This window comes from Thalassorhabdomicrobium marinisediminis, assembly GCF_003072065.1.
Taxonomy (GTDB): domain Bacteria; phylum Pseudomonadota; class Alphaproteobacteria; order Rhodobacterales; family Rhodobacteraceae; genus Octadecabacter; species Octadecabacter marinisediminis.
In genome coordinates, this window is sequence record NZ_QCYG01000001.1 from 399132 (window position 1) to 412208 (window position 13077).

General features: G+C 63.4%; 11 protein-coding genes. 6 read left to right on the plus strand and 5 right to left on the minus strand.

The genetic code is table 11. From position 1 onward, the window contains the following. Positions 1-6 precede the first annotated feature (6 nt). The 6 genes from queA (at position 7) to uvrA (ending at position 8912) form a co-directional block, all read left to right on the plus strand. A complete protein-coding gene (gene queA, locus DC363_RS01970; protein WP_108639433.1) occupies positions 7-1056 on the plus strand; it encodes a tRNA preQ1(34) S-adenosylmethionine ribosyltransferase-isomerase QueA in 1050 nt (349 codons plus the stop codon). Positions 1057-1230: 174 nt separating this feature from the next. Then, on the plus strand, positions 1231-2502 hold the full coding sequence (locus DC363_RS01975; protein ID WP_108639434.1) for an MFS transporter: 1272 nt from the start codon (positions 1231-1233) through the stop codon (positions 2500-2502). Positions 2503-2601: 99 nt separating this feature from the next. Then, the gene (locus tag DC363_RS01980) at positions 2602-3192 is read left to right on the plus strand and encodes a DUF924 family protein (RefSeq protein WP_108639435.1); all 591 of its coding nucleotides are present in this window, start codon (positions 2602-2604) and stop codon (positions 3190-3192) included. A gap of 111 nt (positions 3193-3303) precedes the next feature. Then, positions 3304-4725, plus strand: a complete 1422-nt coding sequence (lpdA, locus tag DC363_RS01985; RefSeq protein ID WP_108639436.1) for a dihydrolipoyl dehydrogenase — start codon at positions 3304-3306, stop codon at positions 4723-4725. A gap of 88 nt (positions 4726-4813) precedes the next feature. Further along, the gene (locus DC363_RS01990; RefSeq protein WP_108639437.1) at positions 4814-5962 is read left to right on the plus strand and encodes an MFS transporter; all 1149 of its coding nucleotides are present in this window, start codon (positions 4814-4816) and stop codon (positions 5960-5962) included. Positions 5963-6053: 91 nt separating this feature from the next. Then, positions 6054-8912 carry an excinuclease ABC subunit UvrA gene (uvrA, locus tag DC363_RS01995; protein WP_108639438.1) on the plus strand — a complete coding sequence of 953 codons (2859 nt, stop codon included), beginning with the start codon at positions 6054-6056 and terminating at the stop codon, positions 8910-8912. A 69-nt stretch (positions 8913-8981) separates the two neighbouring features. Here the strand turns inward: uvrA and DC363_RS02000 are convergent, their stop codons facing one another. From DC363_RS02000 to DC363_RS02020, 5 genes are all read right to left on the minus strand, one after another. Beyond that, on the minus strand, positions 8982-9248 hold the full coding sequence (locus DC363_RS02000; RefSeq protein WP_108639439.1) for a hypothetical protein: 267 nt from the start codon (positions 9246-9248) through the stop codon (positions 8982-8984). A gap of 42 nt (positions 9249-9290) precedes the next feature. Further along, positions 9291-10169: a 3-hydroxyisobutyrate dehydrogenase gene (mmsB, locus tag DC363_RS02005; RefSeq protein ID WP_108639440.1), complete on the minus strand. Its 879-nt coding sequence runs from the start codon at positions 10167-10169 to the stop codon at positions 9291-9293. Further along, positions 10166-11227: an enoyl-CoA hydratase/isomerase family protein gene (locus tag DC363_RS02010; RefSeq protein WP_108639441.1), complete on the minus strand. Its 1062-nt coding sequence runs from the start codon at positions 11225-11227 to the stop codon at positions 10166-10168. Before DC363_RS02010 ends, mmsB begins: the two co-directional genes overlap by 4 nt. An 85-nt stretch (positions 11228-11312) precedes the next feature. Then, positions 11313-12431, minus strand: coding sequence for a carboxylate-amine ligase (locus tag DC363_RS02015; RefSeq protein WP_108639442.1), 1119 nt, complete (start codon positions 12429-12431; stop codon positions 11313-11315). Between the two features lie 70 nt (positions 12432-12501). Continuing rightward, complete coding sequence (locus tag DC363_RS02020) at positions 12502-13059, minus strand: L,D-transpeptidase (RefSeq protein WP_108639540.1); 558 nt, start codon at positions 13057-13059, stop codon at positions 12502-12504. Positions 13060-13077: the final 18 nt, after the last annotated feature.

The following is a 13077-nucleotide window of genomic DNA, read 5'->3' on the forward strand; positions in this document are numbered from 1 at the left end:
AGGGCCATGAAGCTGAGTGAATTCGATTATGATCTGCCGGAGCGTCTGATCGCCGTGCGCCCGGCGCGGCCGCGCACCTCTGCCAAGCTGCTGGTCGCCGACAGCGGCGGTCTGCGTGATCTTGCGGTGCGCGATCTGGGGCAGGTGCTGCGCGCGGGCGACCGGCTGGTGCTCAATGACACCAAGGTGATCCCGGCGCGCCTGTTCGGACAGCGGCACCGGGCCAGCGCGGACGGGGCGGGGGTCTCGAAAATCGAGGTCACGCTGCTTGAGCCGCAGGCCGACGGCGCCTGGGCGGCTTTGGTCAAGCCCGTGCGCAAAGTGCGCGAGGGCGAGGCTGTCGTGTTCTCACCCGACCTGTCGGCGGTGCTCGACCGCAAGGGCGACGGCGGCATGGCCTATCTGCGTTTCAACCTGACAGGTGACGATTTCGACGCCGCGCTGAATGCCGCAGGCGCGATGCCCCTGCCGCCCTATATCGCTGCCAAACGGCCCGCGGATGCGCAGGACAAAAGCGATTATCAGACCGTCTGGGCCGAGAAATCCGGCGCGGTCGCAGCACCCACCGCGTCGCTGCATTTCGAAAGGTGGCTGCTGGACGATCTGGCGGAGATGGGAGTCACCTTCAGCCATGTGACGCTCCACGTGGGCGCGGGCACATTCCTGCCGGTGAAGGTCGATGACGTCTCGGACCACAAGATGCATGCGGAATGGGGGCAGGTTTCCGCGCAGGCAGCGGCCGAGATCATGGAGACGAAGGCAAACGGCGGGCGGGTGATCCCCGTGGGCACCACCGCCTGCCGCCTGATCGAGAGCGCGGGCCGGTCCGGCACCCTGCGCGCTTGGGAAGGGGAGACAGACATTTTCATCACACCGGGGTTCGAGTTCCAGATCACCGACGGGCTGATGACCAATTTCCACCTGCCCAAATCGACGCTGATGATGCTGGTAAGCGCACTGATGGGGCAAGAACGGATCAAGCAGATCTACGCCCACGCCATCGCCAACGACTACCGCTTTTTCAGCTACGGCGACAGCTCGCTTCTGCTGCCCTAGCGCCGGCGAGCAAGCAGGCTGTGTGCCTGCCGCGCGAGGTCTGCGGGATGGGGGCGCGCGGTTTCTGCCGAGACGAGATTTGTCTTCTTGCGCCGGTGCGATGTCGCGTTTAGGGGCGCAGCGGGGGACGGGCCTGTTAGGTCGTCCGCAGGAATATGGTCAAAGGACGGTGCCATGATCAAAGTTTTCTTCGCCTCATGGGCGCTGTTTCTCGGCATCTTCATGCTGATGGTGGGCAACGGTCTGCAAGGGACCTTGCTGGGGGTGCGCGGCAGTCTAGAGGATTTCTCGACCTTCGAGATGTCCATCGTCATGTCGGCCTATTTCGTAGGCTTTCTGGGTGGGTCGCGTCTGGCGCCCGAGATGATCCGCCGCGTCGGCCACGTGCGGGTCTTTGCGGCGCTCGGCTCGACCATTTCCGCGGTGCTGATCCTTTATCCGGTCCTGCCTGAGGTCTGGGCCTGGACGCTGGGCCGCGTCGTCATCGGGTTCTGCTTCTCGGGCGTCTATGTCACTGCGGAAAGCTGGCTCAACAACGCTGCCACCAACGAAAATCGCGGCCAGTCGCTGTCGCTTTACATGCTCGCACAGATGTCCGGCATCGTTCTGGCGCAGGTGATCCTCAGTTTCGGGGACGTGAGCGGTTACATCCTGTTCATCATCCCTTCGGTGCTCGTCTCGCTCGCCTTTGCGCCGATCCTGTTGTCGATCACGCCGACGCCCGCTTTCGAGACGACACGGCCGATGAAGCTGAAGGACCTGATCGGGACCTCGCCGCTGGCCTCGGTCGGCATGTTCCTGCTCGGCGGCGTCTTTGCCGCGCAGTTCGGCATGACGGCGGTTTACGGGGTCGAAGCGGGACTGAACGTGAAGGAAATTTCGCTTCTCGTCTCGGTGATTTACGTGGCGGCGCTTGCGGCGCAATATCCCATCGGCTGGGCCTCGGACCGGATGGACCGCCGGGTGTTGATCATCGGGCTGGCCGCCTTGGGGGGCGCGGGCGCAATCCTTGCTGCACTCTCCGGTGGCAGCCTGCCGGTCATCCTAGTGGGGGCCGCATTGGTTGGTGGCACAAGCAACCCGCTCTATGCGCTCTACATCGCCTATGCCAATGATTTCCTTGAGCATGAGGACATGCCCGCCGCTTCGGCCGGGTTCATCTTCATCAACGGGGTCGGCGCGATCATGGGGCCAATCCTGCTGGGGTACGTCATGGGGGTTTTCGGCGAAGCCTCGTTCTGGGTGGCGGTGGCGACCCTGATGCTGGCCATGGCGGCCTATGGCGGGTTGCGGATGCTGCAACGTCCCAGCGATACCGCGGTCGAGGATCAGGTGTCCTATGCGCCGGTTCTGGCCAACGCGTCGGTGGTGGCCGTCGACATGGCGCAAGAGGTCTATATCGAAACCGAGCTGGAAGAGCAGGCGCAGGACGAAAGCGACAGTTGAGCAACAAGCCTGTGGGGCGAAAAACCCAAAGGTTGCCAAGGTTTACGGATCATGCGACGCTGGGTTAACAGTCGGGTTTTGTGGTCGAGAGGACAGGATATGGTCACTCCGGAACAGGTGCTTTCTTTCTGGGTCGATGAGGTCGGGCCGAAAGGCTGGTATGACGTCGATCCCGCGCTGGATGCGGCCATTCGCGACCGTTTTGAGGAGACATGGCGCAAGGCCCGCGACGGCGGCTGCAGCACGTGGCAGACCTCCTCGAAGGCGGCACTGGCCTATATCGTGGTGATGGACCAGTTCCCCCGCAATATGTTCCGGGGCGAGGCCGAGGCCTTTTCCACGGACAAGGCGGCGCGGGCGGCGTCGAAAGTGTCGATCGACCGCAATTGGGACCAGAAGATCAATGGTCCCGAGCGACAGTTTTTCTACCTGCCCCTGATGCATTCCGAGAACCTGATCGATCAGGATCGCGCCGTGCGCCTGTTCAAGTCGCGCATGCCCGACGGCGGCACCAGCAGCCTGCGCCACGCCCGCGCGCACCGCGCCGTGATCCGCAAATTCGGCCGCTTTCCCTACCGGAATGAGGCTTTGGGCCGCAAGAACACCGCCATGGAAGAGGAATGGCTGCGCGACGGGGGCTACAAGCTGGCCCTGCAGGAAGTGGACGGCCGCGCCAGCGCCGAGGCCTGAGGGCCGGTGCTGAACGGGTCGCTTCCGGTTTTCAATCCTGAAGCGCAACTGCTTAGTTTTCGTTTCCCTAGCGGGCCTTCATAAATTAGTTTAATGCTAAACTAATTTCGGATGAGGAGGACGCGCAGCGTGGCCCAGGATACAGCTCAGAACTTTGATATGATCGTGATCGGTGCGGGACCGGGCGGCTATGTGGCCGCCATTCGGGGCGCACAGCTGGGCCTGAAGGTCTGCGTGGTCGAGCGGGAACATCTGGGCGGCATCTGTCTCAACTGGGGATGTATCCCCACCAAGGCGCTGCTGCGTTCGGCCGAGGTGTTCCACCTGATGCACCGGGCCAAGGATTTCGGCCTGAAGGCGGACGGCGTGGATTATGACCTGCCCGCGGTCGTCAAGCGCTCGCGCGGGGTGGCGGGCCAATTGTCCGGTGGCATCGGTCACCTTCTCAAGAAGAACAAATGCACCGTGGTGATGGGCGAAGCGACGCTGTCGGGCAAGGGCAAGGTCAGCGTCAAGACCGACAAGGGCACCGAGGAGCTTTCGGCCAAGAACATCGTCATCGCCACCGGCGCCCGCGCCCGCGAGCTGCCGGGGCTGGAGGCGGACGGCGATCTGGTCTGGACCTACAAGGCCGCGCTGGACCCGGTGCGGATGCCCAAGAAGTTGCTGGTGATCGGCTCGGGGGCCATCGGCATAGAATTTGCGAGCTTTTACAACACCCTTGGCGCGGACACGACCGTGGTTGAGGTGATGGACCGGGTGCTGCCCGTCGAAGACGCGGAAATCTCCAAGTTCGCCAAGAAGCAGTTCGTGAAACAGGGCATGACGATCATGGAAAAGGCCATGGTCAAGAAGCTCGACCGCGGCAAGGGCAAGGTCACCGCGCATATCGAGACCGGCGGCAAGGTGGAGCAACACGAGTTCGACACGGTGATCTCTGCTGTGGGCATCGTTGGCAACACCGAAGGGCTCGGGCTGGAAGAGGCGGGCGTCAAGATCGACCGCACCCATGTTGTAACCGATGAATACTGCCGCACCGGGGTCGAGGGGCTCTATGCCATCGGCGACATCGCCGGCGCGCCCTGGTTGGCGCACAAGGCCAGCCACGAGGGCGTCATGGTCGCGGACCTGATCGCCGGCAAACCGGCCCATCCGGTGAAGCCCGAAAGCATCGCCGGCTGCACCTATTGCCATCCGCAGGTAGCCAGCGTCGGCTATACCGAGGCCAAGGCGAAACAGCTGGGCTATGACATCAAGGTCGGTCGTTTCCCCTTCATCGGCAACGGTAAGGCGATCGCTCTGGGTGAGCCCGAGGGGCTGGTCAAGACGATCTTCGACGCCAAGACAGGCGAGCTTCTGGGCGCGCATATGGTCGGCGCGGAAGTCACCGAGCTTATTCAGGGCTATGTGATCGGCCGCAAGCTCGAAACCACGGAGGAGGACCTGTTCGAGACGGTCTTCCCGCATCCGACCCTGTCGGAAATGATGCACGAATCCGTGCTCGACGCCTACGACCGCGTGATCCACATCTAGGCGCGACGGTCGGGCGCAAGACGAAGGGGTGCCGCCATGGCGCCCCTTTTGCATTGCCCCGCGCGCGCCAGCGGCGTAGCCATCTGATATGCAAGACACTTCCCCCCACGCCCCGACGCCCTGGCCGCTGATCCTGTTGCTCTGGAGCACCGGTCTTCTGGCCGCCGCGCAGTTTGCCAAGCTGACACTGACCATCGGTCCGATGCAGACGCTCTATGACGGTGCGCCCGTGGCCCTAGCTGTGTCGGGCGTGTCGATCATCGGTATCATCGGCGGCGCGGTGGCCGGTTACCTCGTGGCCCGCATCGGCGCGCGCAAGGCGGTGCTCTGGGCGGTGGCGACCTCGGCCGTGCTGGCGCTGGGGCAGGGGGTCGCCATGCCCTTCTGGGCCTTCATGACCACGCGTATTCTGGAAGGGTTCGGGCATCTGTTGCTCGTGGTGGCGCTGCCGACGATGATGGTGGCACTGGCCGCCCCGAACGACAAAAGCGTCGTCATGGGGCTTTGGGGCACCTTCTTTGGCGTGGGCTATGCTGTGCTTGCGGTCGTCGTGCCGCCAGTCGAGGCTTGGGGCGGCATCCGCGCGGTTTATGTCGGGCACGGATTGCTTCTGGCAGCGCTGTTTCCGGTGCTGTGGTGGGTGCTGCCGCGGGTCATGGCGGGGGCGTCGAAGATCCCCGATATGATCTCGCTGCACCGAACGCTCTATTCCCACCCGCGCTATTTCGCCCCCGGTCTGGGGCACGGTATCTACACCACCCTGTTCATCGCGCTCGTGGCCTTTCTGCCGCCGGTGCTGGACGCCATGTGGCTGACGGCGATGATGCCGCTCGCCAACCTTTCGGGCACCTTCGCAAGCGGCTTTATCGCCCGACGGGTCGCAGCCTCGCACCTGTCGATTTTCGGCTTTGCCGTGGCGGCGGTGTGCTTTGCGCTTCTGGCCGTGACGGGCTCTGCGGCGTTGGCGCTGCTGGCCATGGTCGCGACGGGCATCACCGCGGGGGCGAACTTCGCTGCGGTGCCGGAACTGAACGCCCGCCCGCAGGATCAGGCCCGCGCCAACGGGGCGATGGCGCAGGTCGGCAATCTGGGCACCTTCTCGGGGACGCCGCTTTTTGCACTGGTGGCCGGATCGCTCTGGGGCCTTGTCGGACTGAGCGTTGCGATCTGCCTTTCGGGGGTGATTTTCGCGGGCTACACCTACCACCGCGCCCGCGTCTCGACGCCGTTGGGTTAATTCTTCCCAATGTTCCGTTAATGTTCTATATCGGGGGTGGTTTTGCCGCGTAGCCTGCCTATGTGGTGGACTGGTATAGACTGGGGGCCTCATGGCTGAGCTGAAAAACATCGAAGTGCGCGGCGCGCGCGAGCATAACCTCAAGAACATCGACGTGGATATTCCACGCGACCAGCTGGTGGTGATCACCGGGCTGTCCGGCTCGGGCAAGTCGTCGCTGGCGTTTGACACGATCTACGCCGAAGGGCAGCGCCGCTACGTCGAGAGTTTGAGCGCCTATGCCCGCCAATTCCTTGATATGATGGGCAAACCTGACGTCGATCACATCTCGGGTCTGTCGCCCGCGATCTCGATCGAGCAGAAGACCACGTCGAAGAACCCCCGCTCGACCGTCGGCACCGTGACCGAGATTTACGATTATCTGCGGCTGCTTTTCGCCCGCGTCGGCACGCCCTATTCGCCCGCCACCGGCCAGCCCATCGAAGCGCAGCAGGTGCAGGACATGGTCGACCGCGTCATGGCGATGGAAGAGGGCACGCGCGGCTATTTGCTGGCCCCCATCGTGCGCGACCGCAAGGGCGAGTATCGCAAGGAATTTCTGGAGTTGCGCAAGCAGGGCTTCCAGCGCGTGAAGGTGGACGGTGAGTTCTACGAGCTTGATGAGCCGCCCACGCTCGACAAGAAATTCCGTCATGACATCGACGTTGTGGTCGACCGGATCGTCGTGCGCGACGGGCTGGAAACACGGCTTGCCGACAGTTTCCGCACTGCGCTGGACCTTGCCGATGGTATCACCATCCTCGAGACCGCCCCGAAAGAGGGTGAGCCGGAGCGGATTACCTTTTCGGAGAATTTCTCCTGCCCTGTCAGTGGCTTCACCATCCCCGAGATCGAGCCGCGCCTGTTCTCGTTCAACGCGCCCTTCGGCGCCTGTCCGGCCTGTGACGGTCTGGGGGTCGAGCTGTTCTTCGATGAAGCGCTGGTCGTCCCGGACCAGACGCTGAAGATCTATGACGGCGCGCTGGCCCCGTGGCGCAAAGGCAAATCACCCTATTTCCTACAGACCATCGAAGCCATCGCCAAGCATTACGGGTTCGACAAGAATGCCCGCTGGAAAGACCTTGATCCGAAGGTGCAGCAGGTGTTTCTGCGCGGCTCCGGCAAGGAAGAGATCAAGTTCCGCTACGACGAAGGTGGCCGCGTCTATGAGGTGAAGCGCGCCTTCGAAGGGGTGATTCCCAACATGGAACGCCGCTACCGCGAGACCGACAGCAACTGGATTCGCGAGGAATTCGAACGCTACCAGAACAACCGCCACTGCGGCACCTGCGGCGGCTATCGCCTGCGGGAAGAGGCTTTGGCCGTCAAGATCGGCGGGTTGCACATCGGGCAGGTGGTGCAAATGTCGATCAAGGAAGCGCACGACTGGTGCCTTTCGGTGCCCGAAGCGCTCACCACGCAGAAAAACGCTATTGCCACCGCGATCCTGAAGGAGATTCGCGAGCGTCTGGGTTTTCTCAACAACGTCGGGCTGGAGTATCTCACGCTAAGCCGCAACGCGGGCACACTGTCGGGGGGGGAAAGCCAGCGCATCCGGCTGGCCAGCCAGATTGGGTCGGGTCTTCAGGGCGTGCTCTATGTGTTGGACGAGCCCAGCATCGGGTTGCACCAGCGCGACAATGACCGCTTGCTGACCACGCTGAAAAACCTGCGCGATCAGGGCAATACGGTGATCGTGGTCGAACATGACGAAGAAGCCGTGCGCGAAGCGGATTACGTCTTCGACATCGGGCCGGGGGCCGGTGTGCACGGCGGCAGCGTCGTCGCCAAGGGCACGCCGGCCGAGATTATGGCCAACCCCGACAGCATCACCGGCGACTATCTGGCCGGTCGGCGCGAGATTGCCGTGCCCGCCAAACGCCGCAAGGGTAATAAGAAGAAGGTCACCGTGAAAAAAGCCAGCGGAAACAACCTGCAAGCGATCACGGTTGATTTCCCTCTGGCGAAATTCGTCTGCGTCACCGGCGTCTCTGGCGGCGGCAAATCCACCCTGACGATCGAGACCCTGTTCAAGACCGCTTCAATGGCGTTGAACGGCGCGCGGCAAACGCCCGCCCCCTGCGAAACGATCAAGGGGCTGGAGCACCTCGACAAGGTGATCGACATCGACCAGCGGCCCATCGGCCGGACTCCGCGTTCGAATCCAGCCACTTACACCGGAGCGTTCACCCCGATCCGCGACTGGTTCGCCGGTCTGCCGGAAGCGAAGGCGCGGGGCTACAAACCCGGTCGCTTCAGCTTCAACGTCAAGGGCGGCCGTTGCGAAGCCTGTCAGGGCGACGGGGTCATCAAGATCGAGATGCACTTCCTGCCCGACGTTTACGTGGAATGCGAGACCTGCAAAGGCCAGCGCTACAACCGCGAAACGCTGGAGATCAAGTTCAAGGGCAAGAGCATTGCCGACGTGCTCGACATGACCGTGGAAGAGGCGCAGGAGTTCTTCAAAGCGGTGCCCTCGATCCGCACCAAGATGGATGCGCTGATGCGGGTCGGGCTGGGCTATATCAAAGTCGGCCAACAGGCGACGACGCTTTCGGGCGGCGAGGCGCAGCGCGTGAAACTCTCCAAGGAGCTCGCCAAGCAATCCACGGGCCGCACGCTTTATATTCTGGATGAGCCGACCACGGGTCTGCACTTCGAAGATGTGCGCAAACTATTGGAAGTGCTGCATGAATTGGTTGACAGCGGGAACACGGTGGTGGTGATCGAGCACAATCTGGATGTAGTGAAGACCGCCGACCATGTGATCGACATCGGCCCCGAAGGGGGCGACAAGGGCGGCACGGTGGTTGCCGTGGGCACGCCGGAACAGGTGGCCGAAGTAGAGGCGTCTTACACCGGTCGCTACCTCAAGCCCATGTTGCAAAAGACAGATCTCGCGGCGGAATAGGCCCGCGTCAGAAACAAAAAGCGGCCCTACGGGGCCGCTTTCGCGTTTGGTTGTGACGGTTCGCGATGGTCAGTTGGTGAACTCGTCGATATTGCCGACAAGGGCGAGGATTTCGGCGGATTCCGCGTCAACCTCATACACCAGCCCGTCATAGATGAAGTAGGACAGGGCCGGGTCGAGGCCGGCAAGCGGCGGCTCCTGGGCCACGGGGGCGCGGGTGTCGGTGCTTTGCACGGTGATGAACTTGGCCCCTCCGATGTTGCCGTCGTTGGGGTTTGCCATGGCCGCAGGTGTCAGTGCGACCGTTAGGGCAGCGAGAAACGCAGTGGTTTTCATTGTACTTCCTCCGGTCAGTGTGACTTCGGAAGTATAACGGGATCAGGCCGCGCCGGTTCCCCCCTCGGTTGCCAAATGTGGCAGAATTGCGGAGAAATCAAGGCCGCCTTTGCCGTATGTTTCAACAAATTCATTATAGATTTCCATAGCTTGCGCCCCCATGGGCGTATTTGCGCCGACAGCTTGCGCGGCCTGTTGGCTCAGCTTGAGGTCTTTGAGCATCAGGGCGGCGGCGAACCCGGGCGCATAGTTGTTGTCGGCCGGACTCTCGGGGCCGACGCCCGGCGCCGGGCAATAGGCGTTCATCGACCATGAATAGCCGGACGAGGTGCTGACCACGTCGAACATCTTCTGCCGCTCCAGTCCCAGTCGGTCGGCCAGCGCGAAGGCTTCGCAGGTGGCGATCATCGTCGCACCCAGAATCATGTTGTTGCAGATTTTCGCGGCCTGACCGGCGCCGGAGTCCCCGCAATGGACGGCCTTCTGGCCCATGATGTCGAACAGTGGCGCGACCTTGGTAAAGGCGTCTTGCGTGCCGCCGGCCATGAAGGTGAGCGTGCCGTTTGTCGCCCCGCCGATGCCGCCGGACACCGGCGCGTCGACTGCCATAAGCCCTGCCTTTTCAGCGGCTTCCGCTACGTCCCGCGCCGATTGCACGTCCACGGTCGAGCAGTCCAGATGCAGCGCGCCGCGGTCCATCGCGGGGTGAATCTCGTCCGCAACTGCGCGCAATATGTCGCCGTTGGGCAGCATGGTGATCGCCACCTCGGCGCTTGTCACCGCCTGCGCCGCGCTGTCGGCGCAGGGGATATCGTCGGGGGTGGTGGCGGGATCGAACCCCACAACCTCATGGCCCGCGGCGATCAGGCACCGCGCCATGGGCGCCCCCATGTTTCCGAGTCCGATGAATGCAATTTTCATGCATGAAGTCCTTTTGCTTTTGAAATGAGGTCCAGAGGCGGCGTGACCGGCGCGGACATGCGGGCGAGCAGCGCCTCGGTCACGTCTTGCCAGCTTGCGTGTTGCCAAGTGGGACTGCGGTCGCGGTCGATGATGGCGGCGCGCACCCCTTCGAGGAAGTCGCCGTGCTCCATCGCGCGCGAGGTGAAGCGGAACTCGTGGGTGAGGGCGGCCTCAACGGTATCAGCGGCGCGTGCGGCGTGGATCAACGCGACGGTGGCCCATTGCGACAGCGGGCTGTGCCGCGGCATCAGCTTATCCGCTTGGGCGTGCGCGGGGGAGGTCTTGGTCTGTTGGTCGAGGGTGCGGCAGATGTCGCCGAAGCTCTCGCCCGCGAACAGCGTGTCGATGTCGGCCTGCCAGTCGGCAAGACGCGCGCGGGGCGGGGTCTGCGCGAACTCTTCGATTTGTCCGGCGTCCCCGGTGCGACACAGAGTGTCGATCAGCGCGGGCCAATCGTCGCGCGGGATGTAATGGTCTGCAAACCCCGCATAAATCGCATCCGCCGCGTCCATGCGGTCTGCCGTCAACCCGATATATTCGCCGATCCGCCCCGGCGCGCGGGCCAGCAAGAGGGAGCCACCCACGTCGGGGACAAGCCCGATGGACACTTCAGGCATGGCGATCTGGCTGTCAGCGCAGACCACCCGGTGCGAGCCATGACAGCCGACGCCCACACCGCCGCCCATGGTAAAGCCGTGCAGGAAAGCGACGATCGGTTTGGGGAAATTGGCCAGCTTGGCGTTCATGCGGTATTCGTCGCGCCAAAACTGCCGCGCGTAGTCGAAATCGCCCGCGCGACCGGCGTCATAGAGCTTCTGGATATCGCCACCGGCGCAGAACGCCTTGTCACCTGCGCCGTCGATCACGATGAGGGCCACCTCTGGATCGTCGCGCCAACGGTCCAGCGCGTGCTCGATCGTGTTGCACATCCCGTGGGTCAATGCGTTCAGCGCCTTTGGGCGGTTCAGCGTGATCCGGCCCGCGCGGCCTTCGGTCCGGATGGTGATATCGCTCATACGGGGGGCGGTCCTTCGACGTTTGCCATGGGCGCAGTCTAGTCCCGCCCGCGGGCGTTGCAAACCGGTATTCGGTTCAGGGCGCTCACAAATCCCGGCTGAACTCGTCGATCAAATGGTCGATCACCGCGTTCATCTTGTCGCCGTTCGATCCCTCGGTTGCGGCATAGACGGCGCGCTGGCGGTCGCTGCTGGTCCCTTCGGTGAGGATAGGCCGCAACCCGTCCAGCGCCTGCACCGCCTGCAGCACGCCTGCATCCTCGGCCACCAGCTCCAACAGCTCGTCGAACAGGTCCGCGAAGGGCACAATCTCGCCCCGGCCGAAGTCGATCAGCCCCTTGCCCGTGCCATAGCGTTGCGCCCGCCAGCGGTTTTCGCGCACCAGCACGGCATCATAGCGCCGCCACCGCTGGTTCTTCACCCGCAGCCGCCAGAGCATCCGGCACAGGCATTGCACCAGCGCCGCCAGCCCGATGGTGTGGCTCAGACGCGGGGGCACGTCGCAGATGCGGGTCTCGAGCGTGGGGAAGGCGGCCGAGGGGCGCAGGTCCCACCAGATTTTCGAGGCATCCTCGATCACGCCGAGGTCGACCAGAGCGGTGACGGAGCGTTCGTAGGCGTCCCAACTGTCCAGCAGTGGCGGCAGGCCGGTGCGCGGCAGGTTGTCGAAGATCGAAATGCGGTAGGAGGCAAGGCCCGTATCCTCGCCCTGCCAGAAGGGTGAGGACACGGAAAGCGCCAACAGATGCGGCAGGAAGTAGCTCAACTGCCCCATGAGATCGGCGCGCAGGGCGTCGTCATTCAGCCCCACATGCACGTGCATCCCGCAAATCAGCATCCGCCGCCCCACGCCGCCCAAATCGCGCCGCAGCTGGTTGTAGCGTTGCTTGTCGGTGTGGTGCTGCTTTTTCCAGTCCGCCCAAGGGTGGCAGGACGCGGCGATGGGCGTCAGCCCGAAGGACGCCGCGCAGTCGCGGATGGTGCGCCGCAGGTGCGCAAGATCGTCAAAGGCTTCGCCGGCGGTGCGACAGATGCCGGTGCCCACCTCGATCTGGCATTGCAGAAATTCCGGGCTGACCTGACCGCCAAGGGCGGCTTCGCATTCCTTCATCATCGCGTCGGGCACCACTGCCAGCGCGCGGGTCTGTTTGTCGACGAGAAGGTATTCCTCTTCGACGCCGATGGTGAAATCAGGCTCATCCATGAAAGAACCCTGCCGCATCGCTGCGACAGGGTCCAGAAAAAGCGTGGCCCAAGGGCGGCGTCGGCGGCGATCAGAGCAGACGCACCTGCGTGCCGATCTCGACCTGTCCGTAAAGGCTTTCGATGTGTTCGTTGTAAAGCCCGATGCAACCGGACGAGCTTTGCCGCCCGATCTTGCGCGTGTCATGGGTGCCGTGGATCAGATAGGCGGGCCAATCGAGGTAGAGCGCATGGGTGCCCAGCGGGTTGCCCGGTCCGCCTTCCATCCGCAGCGGCAGCGAGGGGTCACGCTCCCGCATGCTGGCGGTGGGCGTCCACGAGGGGGCCACCTTCTTGCGCACGATCCGGCTGTAGCCGCGACGGGTCAATTCTTCGGACAAAGGCACCGAGGAGGGGAACAGACGGTAGGACCCGTCGGGCTTCCAGAAATGCAGCGCGCGCGAGGTGATGTCGGCAAGGATCGCGCCATTGCCCAGCGTCTCGAAATGGTCGCGCCAATCCTGCACCACGAAGCTTGAGGCATTGCGTTCCGGGGCCGGGCCGGTCTGCGCGCGCACCAGCGCAGGGGCCGCAAGCGTGGCTGCTGCGCCAAGAAGGAATGTGCGTTTGGTCTGCATGGAGATCTCCATCCGTATGATCCAATAAAA

Coding starts and splice junctions, on each gene's coding strand:
- queA (WP_108639433.1), top strand. CDS start 7: ATGAAGCTGAGTGAATTCGATTATGATCTGCCGGAGCGTCTGATCGCC.
- DC363_RS01975 (WP_108639434.1), top strand. CDS start 1,231: ATGATCAAAGTTTTCTTCGCCTCATGGGCGCTGTTTCTCGGCATCTTC.
- DC363_RS01980 (WP_108639435.1), top strand. CDS start 2,602: ATGGTCACTCCGGAACAGGTGCTTTCTTTCTGGGTCGATGAGGTCGGG.
- lpdA (WP_108639436.1), top strand. CDS start 3,304: ATGAGGAGGACGCGCAGCGTGGCCCAGGATACAGCTCAGAACTTTGAT.
- DC363_RS01990 (WP_108639437.1), top strand. CDS start 4,814: ATGCAAGACACTTCCCCCCACGCCCCGACGCCCTGGCCGCTGATCCTG.
- uvrA (WP_108639438.1), top strand. CDS start 6,054: ATGGCTGAGCTGAAAAACATCGAAGTGCGCGGCGCGCGCGAGCATAAC.
- DC363_RS02000 (WP_108639439.1), bottom strand. CDS start 9,248: ATGAAAACCACTGCGTTTCTCGCTGCCCTAACGGTCGCACTGACACCT.
- mmsB (WP_108639440.1), bottom strand. CDS start 10,169: ATGAAAATTGCATTCATCGGACTCGGAAACATGGGGGCGCCCATGGCG.
- DC363_RS02010 (WP_108639441.1), bottom strand. CDS start 11,227: ATGAGCGATATCACCATCCGGACCGAAGGCCGCGCGGGCCGGATCACG.
- DC363_RS02015 (WP_108639442.1), bottom strand. CDS start 12,431: ATGGATGAGCCTGATTTCACCATCGGCGTCGAAGAGGAATACCTTCTC.
- DC363_RS02020 (WP_108639540.1), bottom strand. CDS start 13,059: ATGGAGATCTCCATGCAGACCAAACGCACATTCCTTCTTGGCGCAGCA.